This is a genomic window from Pseudoalteromonas sp. S2893 (assembly GCF_005887105.1).
In the GTDB taxonomy this organism is placed as follows: Bacteria; Pseudomonadota; Gammaproteobacteria; order Enterobacterales; family Alteromonadaceae; genus Pseudoalteromonas; species Pseudoalteromonas atlantica.
Genome location: NZ_PNCY01000001.1, coordinates 141966 through 165587, shown reverse-complemented (window position 1 = coordinate 165587; position 23622 = coordinate 141966). Strand labels below are relative to the sequence as shown.

The 23622-nt window shown below is 41.8% G+C and carries 20 protein-coding genes; 5 read left to right on the top strand and 15 right to left on the bottom strand.

The genetic code is table 11. The annotated features are described in order from the left end of the window. Positions 1–404 precede the first annotated feature (404 nt). Positions 405–1262, bottom strand: coding sequence for a tetratricopeptide repeat protein (locus tag CWC04_RS00755; protein WP_138684375.1), 858 nt, complete (start codon positions 1260–1262; stop codon positions 405–407). 94 nt (positions 1263–1356) lie between these two features. On the opposite strand from CWC04_RS00755, the gene CWC04_RS00750 reads away from it, so the two are divergent. After that, entirely contained in the window at positions 1357–2670 is a 1314-nt protein-coding gene (locus tag CWC04_RS00750) for a M20 metallopeptidase family protein (protein ID WP_138684374.1), read from the top strand. Between the two features lie 21 nt (positions 2671–2691). Here the strand turns inward: CWC04_RS00750 and CWC04_RS00745 are convergent, their stop codons facing one another. The 4 genes from CWC04_RS00745 to pomA all read right to left on the bottom strand — a co-directional run bounded on the left by CWC04_RS00745 (position 2692) and on the right by pomA (position 7086). Then, positions 2692–4632: a DNA topoisomerase III gene (locus CWC04_RS00745; RefSeq protein ID WP_138684373.1), complete on the bottom strand. Its 1941-nt coding sequence runs from the start codon at positions 4630–4632 to the stop codon at positions 2692–2694. 45 nt (positions 4633–4677) lie between these two features. Continuing rightward, on the bottom strand, positions 4678–5184 hold the full coding sequence (locus CWC04_RS00740) for a hypothetical protein (protein WP_138684372.1): 507 nt from the start codon (positions 5182–5184) through the stop codon (positions 4678–4680). A 211-nt stretch (positions 5185–5395) separates the two neighbouring features. Next, on the bottom strand, positions 5396–6316 hold the full coding sequence (locus CWC04_RS00735; protein WP_004586875.1) for a flagellar motor protein MotB: 921 nt from the start codon (positions 6314–6316) through the stop codon (positions 5396–5398). Positions 6317–6318: 2 nt separating this feature from the next. Next, positions 6319–7086: a flagellar motor protein PomA gene (gene pomA, locus CWC04_RS00730; protein ID WP_004586874.1), complete on the bottom strand. Its 768-nt coding sequence runs from the start codon at positions 7084–7086 to the stop codon at positions 6319–6321. Positions 7087–7401: 315 nt separating this feature from the next. Here pomA and CWC04_RS00725 point away from each other — a divergent pair, with 315 nt between their 5' ends. The 4 genes from CWC04_RS00725 (at position 7402) to CWC04_RS00710 (ending at position 12803) form a co-directional block, all read left to right on the top strand. After that, entirely contained in the window at positions 7402–7644 is a 243-nt protein-coding gene (locus CWC04_RS00725; RefSeq protein WP_004586873.1) for an exodeoxyribonuclease VII small subunit, read from the top strand. A 2-nt stretch (positions 7645–7646) separates the two neighbouring features. Then, positions 7647–8534 carry a (2E,6E)-farnesyl diphosphate synthase gene (gene ispA, locus CWC04_RS00720; protein WP_126006121.1) on the top strand — a complete coding sequence of 296 codons (888 nt, stop codon included), beginning with the start codon at positions 7647–7649 and terminating at the stop codon, positions 8532–8534. 102 nt (positions 8535–8636) lie between these two features. Next, positions 8637–10499, top strand: coding sequence for a 1-deoxy-D-xylulose-5-phosphate synthase (dxs, locus tag CWC04_RS00715; RefSeq protein ID WP_029773765.1), 1863 nt, complete (start codon positions 8637–8639; stop codon positions 10497–10499). A 192-nt stretch (positions 10500–10691) separates the two neighbouring features. Next, positions 10692–12803, top strand: coding sequence for a hypothetical protein (locus CWC04_RS00710; protein ID WP_138684378.1), 2112 nt, complete (start codon positions 10692–10694; stop codon positions 12801–12803). A 50-nt stretch (positions 12804–12853) separates the two neighbouring features. On the opposite strand, the gene CWC04_RS00705 is transcribed toward CWC04_RS00710, so the two are convergent. The 10 genes from CWC04_RS00705 to glyA all read right to left on the bottom strand — a co-directional run bounded on the left by CWC04_RS00705 (position 12854) and on the right by glyA (position 23540). Next, positions 12854–15940, bottom strand: a complete 3087-nt coding sequence (locus CWC04_RS00705) for a ligand-binding sensor domain-containing diguanylate cyclase (RefSeq protein WP_029773767.1) — start codon at positions 15938–15940, stop codon at positions 12854–12856. A gap of 37 nt (positions 15941–15977) precedes the next feature. Next, positions 15978–16463, bottom strand: coding sequence for a phosphatidylglycerophosphatase A family protein (locus tag CWC04_RS00700; RefSeq protein ID WP_024031690.1), 486 nt, complete (start codon positions 16461–16463; stop codon positions 15978–15980). Continuing rightward, positions 16460–17434: a thiamine-phosphate kinase gene (gene thiL, locus CWC04_RS00695; RefSeq protein WP_054983488.1), complete on the bottom strand. Its 975-nt coding sequence runs from the start codon at positions 17432–17434 to the stop codon at positions 16460–16462. Before thiL ends, CWC04_RS00700 begins: the two co-directional genes overlap by 4 nt. Before the next feature lie 94 nt (positions 17435–17528). Next, a complete protein-coding gene (gene nusB / locus CWC04_RS00690) occupies positions 17529–17939 on the bottom strand; it encodes a transcription antitermination factor NusB (protein ID WP_004586866.1) in 411 nt (136 codons plus the stop codon). Between the two features lie 15 nt (positions 17940–17954). Beyond that, the gene (gene ribH, locus CWC04_RS00685) at positions 17955–18419 is read right to left on the bottom strand and encodes a 6,7-dimethyl-8-ribityllumazine synthase (RefSeq protein WP_004586865.1); all 465 of its coding nucleotides are present in this window, start codon (positions 18417–18419) and stop codon (positions 17955–17957) included. Positions 18420–18520: 101 nt separating this feature from the next. Beyond that, positions 18521–19633: a bifunctional 3,4-dihydroxy-2-butanone-4-phosphate synthase/GTP cyclohydrolase II gene (gene ribBA, locus CWC04_RS00680; RefSeq protein ID WP_055254705.1), complete on the bottom strand. Its 1113-nt coding sequence runs from the start codon at positions 19631–19633 to the stop codon at positions 18521–18523. A 29-nt stretch (positions 19634–19662) separates the two neighbouring features. Further along, a complete protein-coding gene (locus CWC04_RS00675) occupies positions 19663–20316 on the bottom strand; it encodes a riboflavin synthase (RefSeq protein WP_004586863.1) in 654 nt (217 codons plus the stop codon). Positions 20317–20332: 16 nt separating this feature from the next. Continuing rightward, positions 20333–21466, bottom strand: coding sequence for a bifunctional diaminohydroxyphosphoribosylaminopyrimidine deaminase/5-amino-6-(5-phosphoribosylamino)uracil reductase RibD (gene ribD / locus CWC04_RS00670; protein ID WP_138684371.1), 1134 nt, complete (start codon positions 21464–21466; stop codon positions 20333–20335). 2 nt (positions 21467–21468) lie between these two features. Next, positions 21469–21918, bottom strand: a complete 450-nt coding sequence (gene nrdR / locus CWC04_RS00665) for a transcriptional regulator NrdR (RefSeq protein ID WP_004586861.1) — start codon at positions 21916–21918, stop codon at positions 21469–21471. 365 nt (positions 21919–22283) lie between these two features. Then, positions 22284–23540, bottom strand: a complete 1257-nt coding sequence (gene glyA, locus CWC04_RS00660; protein WP_024031685.1) for a serine hydroxymethyltransferase — start codon at positions 23538–23540, stop codon at positions 22284–22286. Between the last annotated feature and the right edge of the window lie 82 nt (positions 23541–23622).

The window sequence follows — 23622 nt, the reverse complement described above, 5'->3', positions numbered from 1 at the left end:
TATTTTGTTAATGTTCTTTGAGTTTAAAGCGTTAAACTTTATCTCGCTAAGGCTGCGCATCTTACGCTTTCCTATTTTTTTGTCAACACTTAATTTTTTAAACTTGAAAGTTTTTAAAACTAAGTTTTACTCGACTCACTGATTGACTCTTGCCTCGCTAAGCGTTGCGCTCTGCCGTCTCAGTGGGGTCGCATTATAGGGAGAACGGATTTTTACGCAAGCGTTTTTTAATAAAAACTATAAATAAAAGCTCTTTCGTGCATTTTTCACTCTAAAGAGCCAAAAGCAGTACAAAAAACAAACCAAACCTATAAGCAAAGCCCAGTTTGTTTTAAATATAACGATGTATAAAACGCAAAAAGCACCTATAAGGTGCTTTTAAGTTAATTTATTAACTGCGCGTATTAATACAAAATACTATAAAGCTTTCTTCTGTATTTTGCTGCAAGTGCATCTCCATCTGGTAGAGAAGCGATAATTGCTAAAAAGCTTGCTTTAGCGTCATTAAAGTTAAGATCCTTTTTAAGTACGCTGAAGAGTGTTTCGAGTGCTTCTTCTTTTCGTCCTGCATCATTTAGCAATTGGCTTAGCTCTATTTTCAGGTCTAAGTCATTTGGGTACTTTTCTACTTGAGATTGCTTTTCTTTTATCTCTGGCGAGTCGGTAGCTTCTAGAGCCGCTTCGCATTTAGCTTTTATATTATGAAAATAAGCATCTTGCTCTTGGGCGTCAATTGTATCAATGAGTGCTTGCGCATCATCTAACTTGTGTATTTGAATGCATATATCGGCTAACACAAGCTTTATACGTGCGTTTGCACTGTCTATTTCATACGCTTGCTTTGCGTAATTAAATGCAGCATTTAGATCCGACTTTAATAATGCTTGTTTTGCTTGTTCAAGAAGTAGGTCCTGTTGCGCTGGTAAATGCTTACTCAGGACTTCGCGAATTTGCGTGTCTGTTTGTGCACCCGCTAATAAATCTACTGGAGCTGAATCTTTTAACAACACAAGTGTAGGTAAGGTTTGCAAGCCAACCTGCTGCGCTAATTGCGAGGCGAGTGCTTGTTCTGCGTCACAATCAAGATTAGCCACTACAATATGGTCTTTATATTGCGTAGCTAAATTTTCTAATATACCGATTTGGCTAATACACTCAGGACTTTGTGGTGAGTGGAAGTTAAGCAGCACCAACTTTTGTTGTGATGTTTCACCGAGTACTTGCTGAAGGTTTTGTGCGTTGATACTAACTATGTTGCTCATTGAATTAATTGCCATATTCATTTATTTAGGTTTTTATATGGAGACGAACATAATAAATACAAGTATTAAATACTTTCAAATAATGAGGGAAAACATGAAAATCACCTATCTAGCTGCAGCATTAATGATAGCAAGCCCACTTACTTTCGCTAAGTCACTAAGCTTAGATTTAACTAAGAGTATGCCAGCTATTGAAAAGTTTTACCTCGACTTACATCAATCTCCAGAGCTTTCATATCACGAACAAGAAACTGGCCAAAAAATAGCAGCGCAATTAACAAACCTTGGGTTTGACGTAACAGATAATGTGGGCGGCTATGGTGTGGTAGGGATTTATAAAAATGGCACCGGCCCTACAATAATGATTCGTACTGATACTGATGGCCTACCAATCACAGAGCAAACCGGTAAAGCTTACGCATCTAAAGTACAAGTGACCAACGAGCATGGGAATAAAGTAGGTGTAATGCATGGCTGTGGCCACGATATACATATGAGCTCGTTTATTGGTACTGCTGAGCAACTTATTGCCCATAAAAATAAGTGGCAAGGAACGTTAATGATGGTTGCGCAACCTGCAGAAGAAGTTGGCGGTGGAGCAAAAGCCATGTTAAGTGAAGGCTTATTTAGTAAATATGCTAAGCCTGATCATGTTATTGCGCTGCATGTTAGTGCCAGCGTGCCTGCGGGTAAGGTATCAATGAAAAATGAATACACCATGGCAAGTGTTGATTCGGTAGATATAACTATAAAAGGTAAAGGCGGGCACGGCGCCTACCCGCACACTACCGTAGACCCTGTAGTTATTGCGGCGCGTACGGTATTAGCATTACAAACAATCACAAGCCGCGAGCTTTCTCCACTTGAGCCTTCTGTTGTGACTGTGGGATCTATTCATGGTGGCTCAAAGCATAATGTGATTTCCGATGAAGTAAAACTACAGCTTACGCTTAGAAGCTACAACCCAGAGGTACGGACGGCGCAAATAGCAGCAATAAAACGTATAACAGCGGGTATTGCTCAAAGTGCTGGCCTTACTGAGTCACACTACCCTGTTGTTCACGTTCATGAAGATGAATCTATTCCATCTACTTACAATAACCCTCAGCAAACTAATATTGTTAGGAGTGCTATTGCTGATGCAATTGGCGAAACTAATGTACTTGAGACAAAAGCGGTTATGGCTGGTGAAGATTTTGGACTGTACGGTAGAACTGATGAAAACATTCCTATTACGTTATTTTGGTTAGGTGGAGTAAACCAGCAGCAATATACAAATGCGATGAAAAGTAACCAAACACTTCCTTCATTACACTCAAGTGAATTTGCGCCAGATTATAAAGTAGCATTACCGACCGGTATAAAAGCCATGAGTAACGCTGCAGTCGCGTTATTTAATAAAAAATAAGCATATTTGAGAGCTCAGCGATTAAGTGGTTGCTGAGCTCTTTTTATAATTTGATTTTTTAAATGGTGCTTTTTTACCACCCTTAGCAAAGCGCTTTTTAGGTGGCGTTTTAGGTAGCTTTGAAAATACATGGCTATCACAACTAGCTGCTTGCTGTACAAAACCTTCAAGCTCCACCAGCAGTGGTTGTAAAAATTGTTGGTAGCTCATTGCTTGTTGAGCAATGTTGCCTAAACTCGCCTCCCATTTAGCGGTCAAATCGGGGCTAGCTAAGCCCTCTGGTATAACACGAATAAGTGCCAAGCCTGTTTGCGTTGCTTTAATTGATTTACCTTCGCGCTTTAAAAAACGACGCCTAAATAATAATTCAATAATGCCTGCGCGGGTTGCCTCTGTTCCTAGCCCATCGGTCTCTTTGAGTATTTTTTTAATTTGTGAATCTTTTACATAACGACTAATGCCGGTCATGGCACTTAGCAATGTTGCATCAGTAAAATGAGACGGTGGCGTAGTGTGTTTTTCTACCACCTCACCTTTAGTGCAGTTAAGCGCCATGCCTTTTGTTAAATGAGGCAAGGTTGCTTCATCTTTTAGCTCGGCTTTGCCCATTAGTACCTTAAATCCTAGGCTTACATCTTGCTTTGCATTGGCTTTAAATAAACCTCCCGCAATCGTTACATCTACTTTAGTTTCGTTATAAATATAATCGGGGTAAAACTGAATTAAATAATGCCTACTAATAAGTTGATATACTTTTGCTTCATCAGCCGCCAAAGTCGCTGTTTTTAGTTGTTTGGCGGTAGGTACAATTGCATGGTGCGCAGCCACTTTTGCATCGTTAAAACATTTGCTGCGTTTTTTAGCGTCTGCCCCATTCACAAACTCAGTATTTTGACCGCCATTAGCTGCAATTGCTTTTAAAATTGCAGGCGCATCTAAATGATGCTCTTTAGGCAAATAACGATTATCAGAACGAGGGTAAGTAATTAACTTATGACGCTCATAAAGCGTTTGGCAAATATCGAGTACTTGCTGAGCTGCCATACCAAATGCCTTTGCAGCATCTATCTGCAGTGCCGATAAATTATAAGGCAGCGGCGCGCTTTGTTTTTTTTGTTTTTGTTCGAGCGCAGTGACTTCAGCTGGTTGATTGGCTATTCGCGAGGCGACGTTTTCGGCTAATGCATTATTTAAAACGCGGCCCTCTTCATCTTGGTACGGCTCGCAGGCTTTGCTTGGTACCCACTTGGCCACAAAGCTTTGCTGCTCAGGGGTTATTAAATGCGCCAACACTTCATAAAATGGTTTTGACACAAAGTTAGCTATTTCGTTATCCCGATTAACCACTAAACCTAAAATTGGGGTTTGTACGCGACCCACCGACAACACATTGCCAAAGCCTGCTTTTTGCCCCGCCAGCGTATAAGCACGCGTAAGGTTCATACCAAATAGCCAATCTGCACGTGAACGCGCAAGCGCCGACACACTAAGCGGAATAAATTCACGATTTGAACGCATAGTCGTAAGCGCTTTTTTTACCGCCGCTAAATTTAAATCACTTATAAGTAAACGTTGAATGCTTTGCTTTTTGGTTTTACTTATTTTGGCTTGCTCTATGACTTCATCAACCAACAATTGGCCTTCGCGATCGGGATCGCCCGCATGCACGAGTACTGATGCCTGCTTAATTAGCTTTTTTAAAATAGTTAATTGTTTACGCGTTTTCGTTTTTGCCTTGAGCTGCCATTGTTCTGGCACTATGGGAAGGTGTTCAAATTGCCACTTTTTAAAACGCGCATCATAATCATCAGGTTCAGCTTGCTCTAGTAAGTGCCCTATACACCACGAGACACAGTCACCATTAGCCACTTCTATATAACCATCGTGTTTTTTATGTGGTTTTGGCAATGCATCAGCAATAGCTCTGCCAAGTGATGGCTTTTCTGCGATATAGAGTTTCATGGGAGTTGCTCATTAACTGTTTATATGAACAGTAGTTTAGCACAGCTATTTAGAAGGTGGAGCGCTTTCTATTTTTGAGGGGGTATTACTTTTTTTAGCGAAAAGCATAATTAAAGGTAAATAACACACTATGACGGTGCCAATGTTGATAAAGGGCATTAACGTTTTGTAAATAATGGTGCTGTACGCTAAATCCCAAAGGTGACGGTCAACTAATCTGAATAATTGTAATATAGGTGCGCCAATAACCACTAACTGACCAATAACGCATTGCCATAAATAAACTTTATCTTTTATTCCCCAATAAGCTATTAACGCCATCCATATAATATCGGTAGCCGCCCATACTAAATAACGATAGATATAAATATCGTCAAACTCTCTCAAGCTAGAGGCTGTTATCCCCCCAAAGAAGAAAAAAGCGACGGTCAGTGATGCAAACCTAAAGGCTAAGTAATCTTTAAATATAAAAAATATTAAAAGAGCCGGGCTTAGCATAAAGACCCAGCTTTTACTTAAAATACTAACGAAATACAAAAACCAATCAGGCAAAATGTTTTACCTTATTTTTCTTTTGTATCGTCGTCGGTACCATCACCATTACCTGGCATATCACAATATTTAATTATAACTTTCACAGCACATCCATTACATATGTTAAGGAAATGTACTTTAAGCTAAAATAATGAACTTGCCAAGATACTTAGGCGATTAAGTACCTTAAAAAGAAACTTAATTAGAGAAATTAGCGCCCGCTACTAGCCTAGCGCACATCAATAGGGTCTGACTCTTTAGCCTTACCTTGTAAGATTGATATTTCTACTCGGCGATTTCGGCGTCTATCTTCGTTTGAATCATTCGGCACAAGTGGACGAGTATCAGCACGCCCTACTACCATCATACGGTTTTTATCAAACCCTTGTACCGTTTGTAATTCGCTTGCTACTGCTACAGCACGCTTTGACGATAAGTCCCAGTTATTAATATATAACTCGTTAGAAACCTGAAAATCATCGGTGTGACCCGATACCGTAATTTCACCAGGTACATCTTTTAATAACTCACCAATATCTTGAATTATGGGCTTAAACTTAGGTTGTAAAAAAGCACTGCCAGAGGGAAATGAGCCATTTTCACGGATACGAATAATGATTTGCTGCCCTAAAGATTCAAGCTCGATTGCACCGTCGATAATTTGTTTTTCGAGCTGTTGCGCTATTTTTTTTACTAACTCGTTAGTTTGTTCTTGATCGGCGGCTGAAGTTGCTTGCTCTGAAGATTGCTGCTGCGATGTACTACGTGACTCGCCACCACGTTTATCGCCACGTTGCTCTTGTCTACCACCAGCAGAGCTTTCATCACCCGCTTGAAACTCTAACATTTGCTGGGTCATTTCAACCGTTTGTTGCTGAATGGTTTCTATCGGGGTAGGTTCAGGCTTACCAGGGGTAAATTCCATAGCAATAACCGAGGTCCCTTTAGGGATATCTTTTACTTCTATTTTGTTTTGCACACCAAATGCAAACTTCATCGAGCCTGCTATTTGCTTAAATTTAAGTACATCCATTTCTGAAAACGCGAGCAAAAGTACAAAAAAGCACATTAAAAGCGACATTAAGTCGGCAAATGTTCCCATCCAAGCAGGCAAACCTGGGGGTGGGCATTTGCACTCTTGATCAGACATGGTTACTCCTCGGTATCTACTTTGCGCTTAGACTCAGCAAGGTAGTTTTTCAAAATACCTTCAATTACTTTCGGGTTTTGGCCGTCTTGAATACCTAAAATAGCATCCAGTATTAGACGCTGATTCATGGCCTCTTCGTCTTTACGAAGCTCCAGTTTTACCTGAATAGGAATAGCCACTACATTTGCTAAAAATGCACCATATAAAGTAGTTAATAATGCCACCGCCATTGCGGGGCCAATGGCTTTAGGGTCATCCATGTTAGATAACATAGCAACTAAGCCTATTAACGTTCCTATCATACCCATTGCTGGGGCTATATCGGCAAGTGACTTAAATAAACCGGCGCCCAGTTCGTGACGAGTTGTGGTTAAAGAAATGTCTTTTTGAAGCGTGGCACGAACTACATCAGCATCGTGACCATCAACAAGCATATCTACACCTTTGCGCATAAAAGGGTTTGGTATTTCGGCTTCTTCGAGGGCTAAAAACCCCCCTTTACGGGCTGAATCAGCAAGTTCAACTGCTTTTTCTATCAGCTCTTCTGGCGATTCGATTTTAAACATAAATGCTTTACCAACAACCTTACCTATGCCCAAAAACTGCGACAAGGTAAAGTTTGATAACACAATAAATAGTGAGCCACCAAATACAATTACACTAGAAGGCGCATCGGCAAACATCCCCATTTCACCGCTACTACTCATAAACATGGACATGACAATTAAACCAATTGCGCCAAGGATCCCAATTATGGTTGCTAAATCCACATTTCCTCCAAAGTATTATACTTTGTTATTCAAACTTTTATTATTAACTGCTTATCGGCAAGATACTGAAATACTTAAGCCATTTTTGAAAAAAGTGTAAAACACTGTGTTTGGCCTAATTTTAGATCAAGATACCCTACTCGCCTAGCGACTGATTAATTTTATTGTACACAGTGAGCACTAATACGCATCTTATACATGGTAAAAATACGATTTAAACTGATATAACTCAAAAAACAACGATCATCCTTTGACCTAGTTTAGCATTCCCCCTAAAATTGGCTCCTAAATTTATCATGCTGGCTGAAATTAAACATGGCGACTAAAAAACCTGAAAACCTAAGTTTTGAACAAGCACTCGAAGAACTATCAACCATTGTCGGTGAAATGGAACAAGGTGATTTATCGCTTGAGCAGTCGTTAAAGCAATTTGAGCGTGGTATAGCCTTAGCTAACGCCTCAACGGGTAAGTTACAACAAGCAGAACAAAAAGTGTCTATTTTGATGGGTAATGACGAAAAAGCAGCGCTTACTTCATTTAACAACGATATGGAATAACCGTGAGCATACAAGAAAAAATAGAATGTGCTCAACAAGATGTCGTAAAGACCCTGCAACAGTACTTTGATCAACCCCTTGATACCGCACACACAGTAAAAGAAGCCACCCAGTACGGCTTATTTAACGGTGGCAAGCGTTTACGCCCCTTTTTAGTCTACGCAAGTGGCGAAATGCTCGGAGCTAATAAGCAAGATTTAGATATTCTTGCTGCTGCTATTGAGTGTATTCATAGCTACTCGTTGGTGCACGATGATTTACCAGCCATGGATGATGACGACCTTCGCCGTGGACGCCCAACTTGCCATATAGAGTTTGACGATGCGCATGCAATTTTAGCAGGCGATGCACTACAAACATTAGCCTTTGAACTTATCTCGGCTCACAATTTCACCTGCAGCGCATCAACACAAGTAAAAATGATCAGCGCACTGGCTAAAGCATCGGGGCTTGAAGGCATGGTAGGCGGGCAAGGGCTAGATATTGCAGCCACAGATAAAGTGATTACAGTACAACAGCTTGAACGAATTCATAAATTAAAAACGGGTGCCTTAATCAACTGTGCCATTACATTGGGTGCATTATGTAGCGAAAAAGCAGACAAACAAACCTTAGAAAACTTACGTGTTTTTGGGTATGCTATAGGGCTGGCATTTCAAGTGCACGACGACATTTTAGATGTTGAAGGTGACACATTTACTTTAGGTAAGCCACAAGGCTCTGATTTAGCTGCTAATAAAGCAACTTATCCGGCCCTATTAGGTATGCAAGGTGCCAAGCAAATGGCGCAAAATTTAATAGAGCAAGCGCATCAAGCATTAAACAAAATAGATGCTGATACCTCTACTCTAGCGGCGCTGGCAAACTACCTGATTAAACGTGACCATTGAGTGTTACATATACGTATTGCCATTTAGCACTGACATTATTACTCAACAGCGGTAACAACTAATAAGTTAGCACCGGTGTTAGCGAAGGATAAAATAAATACCATGACACTTGATAGTAGCAAGTATCCATTACTTAACTTGGTTGACGAACCAGCCCACTTACGCGATATAGCGCAAGATAAACTCCCTGCGTTTAGCAACGAGTTACGAGACTATTTACTCAACTCTGTTTCGCAAAGTAGCGGCCATTTAGCGTCTGGTTTAGGAACTGTTGAACTTACCGTTGCTCTACATTATGTGTATAACACACCAGAAGATCGCCTTGTATGGGATGTAGGCCATCAAGCGTACCCGCATAAAATTTTAACGGGACGACGCGATTTAATGCATACAATTCGTCAAAAAGACGGATTACATCCATTCCCTTTTCGTGAAGAAAGCCAATACGATACCTTTAGCGTAGGCCATTCAAGTACCTCTATTTCGGCAGCACTTGGTATGTCTATTGCGGCTCAAAAAGAAGGCAAAGGCCGCAAAACTGTTGCCGTTATAGGCGATGGTGCCATTACAGCAGGTATGGCATTTGAAGCCATGAACCACTTAGGCGATGTAAAATCTGACATGTTAATCATTTTAAATGATAACGAAATGTCGATTTCTGAAAACGTCGGAGCGTTAACTAATCACTTTGCGCGTATTTTATCTGGCAGCTTTTACACAAACATTCGCGAAGGCAGTAAAAAGTTACTCTCTGGCGTGCCTCCTGTTAAAGAGCTTGCCAGTAAAGTAGAAGAGCACCTAAAAGGAATGGTTATTCCAGGTACCTTTTTTGAAGAACTAGGTCTTAATTACATTGGCCCAATTGATGGCCACGATGTAAATATGCTCGTAGATACACTGCGTAATATGCGTAATTTAAAAGGGCCTCAGCTTTTACATATAAAAACCCAAAAAGGAAAAGGCTATAAACCCGCAGAAGCTGATCCTATTGGCTATCACGGTGTGCCAAAGTTTGACCCTAATACATCAAGCTTACCTAAATCTAAACCTGGCGCCGCCACTTTCTCTAAGGTGTTTGGTGATTGGTTGTGTGATATGGCCGAGCAAGATAAAAAATTAATGGCTATTACGCCGGCAATGCGTGAAGGCTCAGGTATGGTGCGTTTTTCAAAAGAACACCCAGAGCAGTATTTTGATGTAGCCATAGCAGAGCAGCACGCTGTCACATTGGCCGCCGGTTTTGCCTGTGAAGGGTTAAAACCCGTTGTAGCTATTTACTCGAGCTTTTTACAACGTGCGTATGATCAACTTATCCATGATGTTGCACTGCAAAACTTACCTGTGCTTTTTGCTATAGACCGCGCTGGTATTGTAGGCGCCGACGGCGAAACACACCAAGGTGCGTACGACTTAAGCTTTATGCGCTGTATTCCAAACATGGTTATTATGGCCCCAAGTGATACTAACGAGTGCCGCCATATGCTTTATACCGGTTATAAGGCTAATTGCCCTGTAGCAGTTCGCTACCCTCGTGGTAGTGCCGGTACTGCTGATATTCAAAGCGAAATGACGCTACTGGAAATAGGCAAAGCCAATACCATTAAACAAGGCGCTAAAATTGCTATTTTATCCTTTGGTACTTTGCTTGAAAACGCGCAACTTGCTGCAAATGAGCTAGGTGCAACGCTAGTTAATATGCGCTTTATTAAGCCACTTGATACAAGTTTATTAGATGAGCTTAGCCAAACTCATGATGTAATAGTAACGCTTGAAGACAACGCTATTTGTGGTGGCGCAGGCTCAGCGGTTAATGAATATTTAGCAGCGCAAAAAGCCAACCTAAAAGTGCTTAACTTAGGTATTCCTGATGAATTTATTAAGCACGGCACACAAGCGCAAATGCACGATGAAATGGGTTTAGGCGAACAAGGCATTTTAAATTCAATAAAATCGTTTATCGCTTAATTATTTTTGCTAGCTAGTTTTTAAAGGGAGCCTGGTGGCTCCTTTTTTGTTTTTTATTTTTAAATATTTGCATCCAATGTGTATTTCTACGCGTTATCTCTATGAGGTTAACACAGTAAATAGTACGTACTGAGGAGTATAAACAGGCACGTTATTTACTTTCATTTGATGGAATATTAAAAGGTAAAAATGATGAAAAAAGCTAATTTAACTCACCTTCATGCACAAAACAGTTCACTTAAACGCCCCCTTTGTTTTTCAGCATTAGCGCTTGGGATAGTACTTGGTATTTCAGGGTGTAGCGGTGATGATGGAGAAAACGGTTTAGCCGGTACGCCGGGAGCAGATGGTCAAGATGGAAACGATGGCACAAACGGTAACCCCGGCTTTAGTGCAGCCACGTTTATTTTAGCTAATAACGGCGAGCAAAACGCAGGCACTGTTGATTTAATAAACCAGAACGCTGCCAAATTAAAAACCTTTAATACCACTGCAAATGAAGGCGTAGCCTTTGATAGCCTCGGTAATTTAATACAAGCAAGCGACAGCGAAAATGGTAGTATTAAAACTATATGCCAACTTGCAAATCGCGATGATGGTGCAAGCTTTAGCACTAATCAAGACCGTGAAATTACAGGCCCTGCAACTACACTGGTTAATCCTAAGGGCATAGCGATTGCAAAAAATAGCGGGCTGATATTTATAGCTGATTTTGGTGCCATGCAAATTACCACATTTGGCAGTGCTGCAGCGGGAGATGCCGCGCCGCTTGCTACCACTGTTACCGAAGCCGCCCCGTGGGATGTTGATTATGACCACGTAAACGACCGACTTTATGTAGCACTTACCAACGGTGATGTCGCGGTTTACGATGATTTTGTAAGCGGTGAATTTACCGCTATGCCAAATCGTACTATTACACCAAGCGATGCCGATGGTGTGCAAATATCGGTAAATATTCACGGCATTGTTTATGATGAAACCACCAATAAACTTATCTTATCGGATGTTGGTAGCGCATCAGATGCTACCGATGGCGCGCTTTTTGTTATTAATAATGCCTCAACTGCGCAAGGTAATACATCTGTTGCACGCAGTATTTCAGGCCCTGCGACTATGCTAGGCAACCCTGTAGATATTACCCTTGAGGGTAGCGATTTACGTGTGGCCGAAAAATCAAACGATGCAATTTTAGTGTTTAGTAATATATTTGCCGGTGAAAGTGGCGATATAGCGCCCGATTTAAGTACTGCGTCTACTAAGCCAGAGTCAATTACTAACACGCTAACTCAAAGCTCAATGGCTGATATATCAGATAGTACTGAGCCTAATATGGCGCTATTAGGCGTAGCCGTATCCAGTAATCCAAGCTCTGCGGGTGATACAACAGGCCAAATTAGCCGTTTAAATACAACATTAAGTAGCGAACTTGCAAGCTATAATGCAAGCCAAACGATAGAAAGCGTTAGCTTTGATAAAGCAGGTAATAGCTACGCAACATTCGATAATGCCAGTACAGGAATGGGCGGAATCGTCATCTCTACTAAAGTGGCTTATAACCGTGATGGCGAAACATTTAACGCCAGCCAAGATAGACTGATTTCAGGAAGCAATACAGGCCTTATTTCACCTAAAGGATTAGATATTGCCTCCGATAGTGGAATGATTTTTGTGGCTGAAAATAATGAAACCACGCCGAGCATTGCTATATTTTCAAGCTGTGCCACCGGCGATGTATCACCTCTTATGACCTTAACTTTTGCCAATAATGCACGCCCGTGGGATGTTGATTACGACAGTAACACTGACCGCGCTTTTGTTGCGCTAACTAATGGCACTGTAGCGGTATTTGATCAAGTTAAAAATAAGCTACTAAGTGGCGAGACCACAATAAGTACAGAAGATAGATTAATTACACCTGCCAATAATTCACAAGCACTAGCAGGACCTACCAATATTCATGGAATAGATTACGACTCATTAAGTGGTGCGTTAATACTTTCTGATGTAGGCAGCGCAGCCGTTGCTGACGATGGCAAAATTTATGTATTAAATAATACCGCAAATGCCTCGGGACTAGTTAATATAAGCGCGACGATTAGCGGGCCCAATACATTATTAGGAAACCCTGTTGATATTATGTATAGCGGAACCGATTTATACGTTGCCGAAAAGTCTAACAACGTAGTTATGCGCTTTAATAATATTTTAAGTACCGCAGGGGGAGATATAAGTGCCGATGCAAGTATGGCATTTAGTGCTCCTGAGTCAGTGGCTATTTTACCAGCGTGGCTAAACCAGTAATTAAATAGCGTTACCCTCACCATGCCTAGCCTACTTTTGTAGGTTGGGCATTATCGCATCCACACTTTAATATCTGCTAAGCCATTACTTTGTAAAATACCCAGCTGCTGATCTACATTCGAATTTTGCTCAAACTCAAACGCATCTAACTGTTTATCAAACGTAATATTTGCCACACCGTCACCACCGCGTTTTTTAACCTGATGAAGCGCTATATCGGCTAAGTTTATCGACGTTTCCCAGCTTATTACTTGCCCACCTAAAAGTGGCAGTGGGTAAAAAGACCATCCCAATGAAGCCGTAATATTGGTTGTTTTACCGTTTGGTAATTGAAACGAATTTAATGCGATTGCTTGGCATAAATCAGAGGCATAGCTGTCAATCATGTTGCACTTAAAATCGCGCAGCAATAATAAAAACTCATCCCCACTCCAGCGTGCTACATAGTCAGAGCCTTGGGTACGCGAATTAAGTAACGCTGCCATTTGTTGTAAGCAGCTATCTCCTGCTATTGGGCCATACGCATCGTTTATACGGCTAAAGTTATCAAAGTTGATAATAAGCAGTACAAGTGACTTACCTTGCGCTTGTAAAGACTGTGCATTACGTTGGAAGTGCTCAATATCTTTAGGGAGCTGATCAAACAAAAAGCGACGGCTACGTAGCCCTGTAAGCTCATCTGAGTGACTAACTAGTTTAAGCTGTGAGTTTACTTGGCCTAATTTATCGTTAGCTTGACGCAGCTCTAATGTACGCTCTGTTACTAGGGCTTCGAGTACTTCTTGCTTACGGCGCTCTTGCGCTCTAAATACCCAAAAAATAAAGTAAAACAGTAAAATAAACCCACTAACAATTAGCAATCTAAAGTAAATAGTTTCGTCAAAGCGCTGCGGTACTACAAATGCATACTCGACAGTTTGCGCTCTGTCCCAATCTTCGCCTTGGCGTTTTGCCTCAAGCTCAAATAAAAATGACCCCGCCGGTAAATTTGTATAAATGGCTTCTCGGCGTGCATTAGCATAGCGCCAATCACTATCTAACCCACTTAACTTATATCTAAACTCAATACTATTTGGCGCATAATAATCGATGGCGGTGTACTTTAACGTTATGTCGCGCTCATCAGTATCTAGTAAAGGCTTTTCGCCCAATGCTGCGGTAGTTAACGCGCGCAGAGGTGTGGTTAGTGTTTCTACTTTAGGCTTTAATACATTTAGGCCAAATAGCTCGGTATTTTTAGGTATTTCTACAATGCCTTGTAAGCTTGGATACCAAATTGAATAATCGGTCATGGCAACGGCATCGTGTCCTAAACCGTTACAACACTGGCTTGCTTTACCATCGAGTTGTCTATCAAAAGAGGAAATAACCTCTTCCACTTTTAAGCTCGACACCTCTGATTTAAATTGCGCTACTGGCATACGGTAAACACCTTTCATGGTACTTACCCATACACGCTTATAGGTTTCGTCATACTCTAGGCTAAAAATAGAGCCATAGGGTAAGCCGTTGGCTGCATCTAACTGTCGCCAATGCCCTTGTAAACTTCTGTAAAATAAGCCGTCATTAAGCGAGCCAATTAAAATACCTACACCATCTATATGTAATACGCTGGTGATGTATGCACTTTCGAGCGAAGTTTGGTCACCTATTTTTTCAATGCCACGGTCAGTAAAGTAATACGCCCCTTTACTGGTCCCTATTACACCAAAGTTTGCTTTATCGAGCACATACGTTATAAATTTACTGCCTAAAAAGGCATTGTATGCAAAGGGTGTTAACCCGCCATAACTTAGCCTATACAAGCCACGCCCTGTACCTATCCAAAAACCACCTTTGCTTGATGGGCTAATAGCGAATACCGGATTGTCGCGCAGCGCTCTGCCAGGAAAACTGTATAGTTTATCTTGCTCGTAAAAAAACAGCCCTCGTCCGGTCGCTATATATAAACGCGACCCATCAAACTGTAAGTCGTGTACTGTTGCACGGCCAAATTGCGCACTGGGTATTTTATTGACAAAGTTTTTATTTAAATCGAAATACCCAATACCACTTTTATTTGCCACCCATAAATTACCATCGGGCGCTTGGCTGATTGCCATAACGGCCTCTGTCATTTGCGATAAAGCAGAGTGGCGTTCTATACGCCCTTCGTGTGCAAGCCATAAGCCTTCGCTAAAACTTGCAAGCCAAATATTATTTTGGCTATCGCGGTAAATATCGGCAAACCAAATACTTTGATCTAGCTGACTTGGCTCAACCCATTGCCACTCACCCGACTTAGCTCTAAAAAGCAGTCTTCCATACGTAGAAACCCATAAGCCACCATTGGTGTCGCTCATAAATTTATACACAGCTGAGTTATTCGCATTCGGCAGCGGGAAAGGTCTTAGCTCATCGTCTAAATCTAAAAAGTAGGCACCCAGTTCAGAGGCTAAATATAAATTACCATTTAAAAAAGACAGATCATGAACAATGGTTTGTGCTAACCGCTCAGGCAACGACACCTTAGCTGTTAATTCCAACCTGAGTTTTGAAAAATCAGAGGCGCTTTTAGTTAAGCGTAGTAAATGACGGTCGTTGACAAGCCAAATCCCCTCTGGAGAAAGCGCCATTTGACTAACCGACCCCACTATTTGGGTGATCACAGTGGCATTTACAATAGGAACGAGTTCGTTCGCTTTATCACGTAAATCAACTTGGTTGCGGTCTACATAATAAAGCCCATTAGCTGCAATCCAAATGCTGCCCTTGGCATCTTCTAATATGTCTCTTACTGGGCCTTTAATATTAAATTCTTGTGCGGCAAGCGTTTGCGGGTTTATGACCACCAAGCCACTTTTAGTGCCCACCCACAGATAGCCATTGCTATCTATGAGCAGTTTATTAATACCATTGCTTGGCAAAAAAGGACTATTTTGTGTGTTGTAATTAGTGAACGTTGTGCCGTCAAAGCGGCTAAGGCCAAATTGCGTTCCGACCCACATATAGCCTTGCTGATCTTGCACAACACTTTTTAGCGATTGCGAGGGCAAGCCATCTTTGATATTCCATTGCTTAACAACGTAATCAGTAATAGAAGCCCAACTTGGCATGGCACACAACATAAGTACACATACCAGTAAAAATCGCATCATTTCGCTGCCACCTAGTTAAACAAATAAAACACAAAAATTAAAAGGGTAGTAAACCTGCTTTTATTAACGCTTGCAAACAAATAAGCGAAAAAATACCGGCAAGTACATCATCTGCCATTATACCCACGCCGCCGTCCATTCTCTTATCGAGCGTTTTGATCGGGCCTGGTTTGGCAATATCAAAAAATCTAAATAATAAAAAGCCTACAAGTAAGGTTTGCCAACTAAGCGCTGCGCCAATCATCGTGATGTAATAACCCGCAACTTCATCCCACACTATAGCTGGGTGGTCGTGCACACCTAAATCATCGGCGGTTTTGCCACACGCCCAAATACCAAAAATACTAATAACCACGGCAAACACGATTTGTAGCCAAAGCGGAAAATACATGGTCATAAAAATAAATGGTAAAGCAGCAAATGTACCAAAGGTGCCTGGCGCAACAGGCGCAAGGCCAGTGCCAAACCCTAGGCCAAATAACTGGTGCGGGCGCTTTAAATTAAACTGTTTTTTGCTAGTCAAACCTGCTCCTTGGCAAAGTGCTCAAAGCCCTGTTGCTCAAAATTAAATTTTTCACCGTGGTGTAAAAGCTCAATGTGCCCTTCGCCACTTTTTATTTGCCCTATGCACGTTGCTTCTACGCCGTATTGACGTAATTTAAGCTCCAACATGCTTTTATTATCTTCAGAGACAGTAAAAAGTAATTCGTAGTCATCGCCATAGCCTAAAATATACGGCAATTGCGCCTCAAAGCTCAGGCTTGAACGCATAGCGTCTGAGGTTGGGATGTTTTCAATATTTATACTGGCGCTGACTTGTGACATATCAAGTATGTGGCTTAAATCCGCCATAAGGCCATCAGACACATCAATAGCTGATGAAGCAAGGCCTCGTAATACTTGCCCTGCAGCCACCCGTGGAGTGGGGTAATCAAAGCGGCTATTTATGTACTTTAAGTGCTCAGGCTCAATACTTAGGCCACGCTTGCGAGATTCAATAGCCAAGCCTGCATCACCTAGCGTGCCGGTTACACATACCCAGTCGCCCACTTTAGCACCTGCACGGCGTAAAGCTTTGCCCTCTGGCACAGTGCCTTTAGCGCATATAGTAACTGTTAAAGGGCCCTGCGTAGTATCGCCACCAATTATTTGTACATTAAAGTACTCAGCAATTTCGTGCATTCCCTCAGTAAATTCTTCAATCCACTGCTGGTTAATATTTGGTAGGGTTAATGCCACCGACACCCAAGTAGGCTCAGCCCCCATGGCTGCTAAATCACTTAGATTTACGGCCAGTGCTCGGTGTCCTAATGCTCGGGGGGAAATGTCATCAAAAAAATGAACACCCGATACAAGCGTATCAGTTGTTACTGCAAGTTGGCAGTTTTGCGGAACGGTAACTAATGCACAGTCGTCCCCTATTCCTAGGCTTACATCACGACGAGTTATACCACGACCTTTAAAGTAGCGGTTTATTAATTCAAATTCCTTCATACACAAAAAAGCCGACCTATGCCGGCTCTCCTTTTTAACGTGTACTAACTGTTAAAGCTAAGCTCTTTAGCAGAGCGCTTTAGCAAGGTTAGTATTACTTGCGTAAATGCTTAACAGCTTTATCAAGTACACCGTTTACAAATTTATGGCTGTCTTCAGCGCCAAATATTTTAGCAAGCTCAATGCCTTCATTGATTGCTACTTTGTATGGCACATCTTCACGGAATTTAAGCTCATACGCGCTTAAACGTAAAATTGCACGCTCTACCATATCTAAATCATCAAATGGACGTGTTAAATGCGGAGATACAGCTTCATCTAGTTGCTTATAATTAACGGCAACGCCACGCGCTAAATCTTTAAAGTATTCAACATCAATTTTAGTCACGTCGTTTTCGATCAACATTTGTTGTTCGATATCGGCAATTAAATTGCCACTTAATTGCCAAGAATAAACGGCTTGAAGTGCTAAGATACGTGCTTTACGTCTTGCTGCTGGTTTCACAAAAATTCCTTAAACTTAAATTTTATCTAACACATTAACCATTTCAAGCGCGCCTAATGCCGCTTCGCCGCCTTTGTTACCCATTTTGGTACCAGCGCGTTCAATTGCTTGTTCAATGCTTTCTGTGGTTAATACGCCAAATGCAACCGGGATATCATACTCAAGCGATACATTTGCAAGGCCTTTGTTAGATTCGCCAGCAACGAGGTCAAAGTGTGGTGTACCACCTCTGATCACTACGCCTAATGCGATGATTGCATCATACTCTTTTTTTGCCGCAATGCGTTTTGCCGCTAAAGGTAACTCTACTGCACCGGGTACATACACAACGGTAATGTCATCATCGGCTACGCCACCAGTACGCTTTAGCTCATCAACAGCACCTTCTAGTAGGCTGCTACCAATAAAATCGTTAAAACGAGAAATAACAATAGCGAATTTTTTGCCTGGAGCGTACTTATTACCTTCAATAATTTTCATTTGATAACCCTAAAAATATGTTCAAGCGGTTGCGATTGCGCAAAAATTGCTGCGCATCATACCATAAAAATAAAAAAATAGACTAGTTAAAAGCTGAGCCCTTATTGTGGCTCAACGTAATCAACCACTTCTAAATGAAAGCCCGAAAGTGCATGGTACTTTTTAGGGCGACTCATTAAGCGCATTTGCTTAATACCTAAATCAGCCAGTATTTGCGAGCCCACACCAACGGTACGCGATGTACCTTTAAATTTACGCGGCGTAACATTTTCGCCAGCATCGGCAGCAGCAAATGCTTTTACTGTGGCCTCTAGCTCTTCGGTGCTTTCTTGTTTACCTAAAATAACCAGTGCACCGTTATTTTCTGCAATGTAAGCCATTGCATCAGAAAGCCCCCAACTACGGTCCGCACTTCTGTCTGAAAGCAAAATGTCGTTAAAGGTACTTTGTAAGTGCACGCGCACAAGCGTTGGTTCTTGCTCTTTAATTTCGCCTTTTAGCAATACGTAGTGCAGTTGGCCGTCAATCGTATCTTTGTAGGTTACTAAATCAAACTCACCGTGCTCAGTAGGTAATTTACACTTAGCCACCTGCTCTATGGTGGTTTCGTTAAGGTTTCGGTATTCAATTAAATCTGCAATTGTGCCAATTTTAATACCATGCTCTTTAGCAAATACTTCTAAATCAGGGCGGCGCGCCATAGTGCCATCGGCATTGAGGATTTCTACAATAACTGATGAGGCTTCAAGGCCGGCTAAACGTGCCAAATCACACCCAGCTTCGGTGTGGCCTGCGCGCGTTAACACGCCACCTGGCTGTGCCATAATAGGAAAAATATGTCCAGGCTGTACGATATCGCTTGGTACGGCGCCTTTTGCAATAGCAGCTTGGACTGTACGCGCTCTATCGGCTGCAGATATACCCGTTGTTACACCTTTGGCAGCTTCAATCGACATAGTAAAGTTAGTAGAAAACGCTGCGCCATTGTTTTTAACCATTAACGGTAAATCAAGCTGCTCACAACGCTCTTGCGTCATAGTTAAACAAATTAAGCCACGGCCATGAGTGGCCATAAAGTTAATTGCTTCGGCGCTAATGTGCTCTGCTGCAATGATTAAATCACCTTCGTTTTCTCTGTCTTCGTCATCCATTAAAATAACCATTTTACCGGCTTTAATGTCGTCGATGATTTCTTGTGCGCTGTGTAAATTCATAAATTTGCTCGTGTAAGTTATCAGTGTCGTTATTTAACAAAACCAGCTTTAGCTAGTAAGCTCATTGAAATATCTGAGCCAGTCGGCTGCTCAGCCCCTTTAATAAGGCGCTCTAAATAACGTGCAATTTGGTCGACTTCTAAATTAACGCGTGTGCCCACTTTAAAATCAGCAATGGTGGTTTGCTCGCTTGTGTGCGGCACTATGGTTAATTTAAATTTATTACCTTGTACAGCGTTTACTGTCAGGCTTATACCATCTATACATACAGACCCTTTGTAAGGAATGTACTTCATTAAGTTTTCATCGGTGCTTAGCCAATATTCTGTAGCGCGCGCATTACTAGTAATGGCTGTAATGGTTGCAATGCCATCAACATGACCTGACACTAAATGCCCGCCTAAACGTGAAACCGGCTGCATGGCTTTTTCAAGGTTAACTGTTTGGCCAATATTATAATTTGCAAACCCAGTTAGGCTGATAGTTTCGTTTGATAAGTCGGCACTAAAGCCATCGATGTGCTTATCAACTACCGTTAAACATACGCCATTAGTGGCAATGCTATCGCCAAGCTTTACATCGCTCATATCAAGATTAGCGCTTTGAATGCGAATGGCTAAATCGCCTTGTTTTTTTTGTAATAGCGCAATTTTGCCTGTGGCTTCAATTATTCCAGTAAACATAGCCCTACTCTTTTAATTAAGTGATTGGAATGTGTTTTGTGGCGGTTATACGTAAATCATCGCCTATTTTCAAACACTCTTTAAACGTCAAATTAACGGTGTTTTGCATATCTGTTAGCGGTGCAAAATTAACTAAGCTTTTTGCATCGCACCCCATTAGTTTAGGCGCTAAATAAAATATATATTCGTCTATTAAATTAAGCTCTGTCATTTTACCGGCAAGTGTAGCACCCGCTTCTAAATAAACATGATTAAATTGCAGCTTAGCAAGGTGCGCTAAAACAGACGTTAAATTAACTTTGTTATTTTGCTGTGGCACTTCTATATGCCTTACAAAATGCGGCCACTGCGTTGATTTATCAACCTTGGTAGTAAAAATTATTATTTCACTTTCAATATTAAATACTGCCAGCTCTGGTGTAAGCCTATTTTGTGAGTCAATTATAACACGCACCGGTTGGCGTAGGGGTAAATCGGTAGGCAAAGCCTGTGGCAACTCGCTTAACCTCACATTGAGCTTAGCATCATCGGTAATAACCGTATCGGCGCCCGTTAAAATAGCGCAGCTTTGTGCTCGGTGTAATTGTACATCTTGTCGCGCAGCGCTGCCGGTGATCCACTTACTTTGGCCATTTTTAAGCGCGGTTTTACCATCAATGCTGGCCGCCATTTTACACGTAACATACGGAAGTCCCTGCTCCATACGCTTAAAAAAACCTAAATTAAGTGCGCGCGCTTGCTGCTCTAAAAGCCCAAATGCAACCTCAATACCGGCATCGCTAAGTATTTTTAGCCCTTTACCTGCTACTTGTGGGTTGGTGTCGACCATAGCTGCAATAACTTTTACTACACCTGCGGCTTTTAAACCCTCTGCGCACGGGGGAGTGCGTCCGTAATGGCTACACGGTTCAAGCGTAACATACGCAGTCGCGCCTTTTGCGTTTTCACCTGCTACAGCAAGAGCATTAACCTCAGCATGCCCCTGCCCAGCTAATTGATGAAACCCTTCACCAATTATGTGGTTATCTTTAACTAAAACACACCCTACATTAGGATTGGGGGTGGTTGTAAATCGCCCTTTCTTTGCAAGCTCGATGGCACGTGCCATGTACATTTCATCTTGCGCAGTAAAGGTTATTTGGTTTTGCATTATTACTCCCCTAAACGGGCAATTTCTTCACCAAATTCGCGTATATCTTCAAACGAGCGATACACAGAGGCAAACCGCACATAGGCTACTTTATCCAGTTTTTTAAGCGCCTCCATTATGCACTCACCCACAAGGTGACTTGATATTTCTCGCTCGCCGGTAGCACGCAACTGCGATTTAATAATATTAACCACTTCATCCACTTGCTCTGTACTAACAGGGCGTTTTTCTAGGGCGCGATTAAGGCCATTGAGTAGTTTATCTTCATTAAAGGGTTCTCGGCTGCCATCTTGTTTAATTACACGTGGCATAACTAACTCGGCGCCTTCAAAGGTAGTAAATCGCTCGTGACACTCGTTACATTCTCGACGACGGCGAACTTGGTGGCCTCCGCCGACTAGGCGAGAATCAATAACTTTAGTATCTTTTGCGGTACAAAATGGGCAATGCATAACTCGGTACTTCCGTTTTAAAACAAAAAAGGCCGCTATTTAGCGGCCTTTTATCTTAGCAAAAAAATAGGGCCTGTTGGCCTTTCAGGATTAAATTTGTTCTATCTAGGGGTGATTTGATCGCAGCGCGAGGTTTGTAACCTAGTGGGCTAAGTAAAAACCGAGCAACAAAGAGTAAATCGCCCCTAGGACGAACCCGAGGGCAGTGCATGTTTGGCATTTATGCTGCGTTATCGCCTATTTGTGTGGAGTAACCACACTACATAGACTCTGCCTTGCCTAAAAACCAAACATACTACTGCAAATTAAACCTCGAAAGGTAAACAGGCCCCTTGTTGTGATCTAAATTACTGCTGCTTATGCAATTAAGCGTATACAGGTAGTTTTGCACAAATTGCTTTAACTTTTTCTTTAACTTGCGCTTGTACTGACTCATCATTGATGTTGTCTAATACGTCACAAATCCAGCCAGCAAGTTCTTTCGATTCAGCTTCTTTAAAGCCACGACGTGTAATTGCAGGTGAACCAATACGTAAACCAGAAGTAACAAACGGTGAGCGAGGATCGTTTGGTACAGAGTTTTTGTTCACAGTAATGTTTGCATTGCCAAGCGCTGCGTCGGCATCTTTACCTGTGATATCTTTATCGATTAAATCAAGTAAGAATAAGTGGTTTTCTGTTTTATCAGATACGATTTTGTAACCGCGCTCTTGCATAACAGCAACCATAGCTTGAGCATTTTTAACTACTTGTGCTTGGTATGTTTTAAATTCTGGTTGTAGAGCTTCTTTAAATGCCACTGCTTTTGCAGCAATAATGTGACATAAAGGACCACCTTGGCCACCTGGGAACACAGCGCTGTTAAGCTTTTTGTAAATTGCTTCGTCGCCACAGGCAGAAATAATTAAACCACCACGAGGGCCTGCTAATGTTTTGTGTGTTGTTGTTGTTACAACATGCGCGTGAGGTACTGGGCTTGGGTAAACACCCGCCGCAATTAAACCAGCAACGTGAGCCATATCAACGAATAAGTAAGCACCTACTTTATCAGCAATCTCACGGAATTTAGCCCAATCAACAATACCTGAGTACGCAGAAAAACCACCAATAATCATTTTTGGTTTGTGCTCAAGTGCTAGCGCTTCTACCTGTGCGTAGTCAATTTCGCCAGTTGCTTCGTCTAGCCCGTACTGGATTGCATTGTATAGCTTACCTGAGAAGCTTACGTGTGAACCGTGCGTTAAGTGACCACCATGAGCTAAGCTCATACCAAGTACAGTGTCGCCCGCTTCTAATAATGCTAAGAAAACAGCTGCATTTGCTTGAGAACCCGCATGTGGCTGAACGTTTGCATAGTCAGAACCAAATAGCTCGTTAGCACGATCAATTGCAAGTTGTTCAACAACGTCTACGTGCTCACAACCGCCATAGTAACGTTTGCCAGGGTAACCTTCTGCGTATTTGTTTGTAAGCTGTGAACCCTGTGCTTCTAGTACGCGTGGGCTACAGTAGTTTTCTGATGCGATTAATTCAATGTGCTCTTCTTGGCGAGCAGTTTCTTTGTTTATCGCGTCAAATAACTCTGGATCAAAATCCGAAATATTCATGCTACGTTCTAACATTGGGGTCTCCTAGGGCAACGTGTATGGTGTTTTTTAGAGGCTTTATTGTACGCTTTAAACGACTCTTTGCCTACGCTCTTAA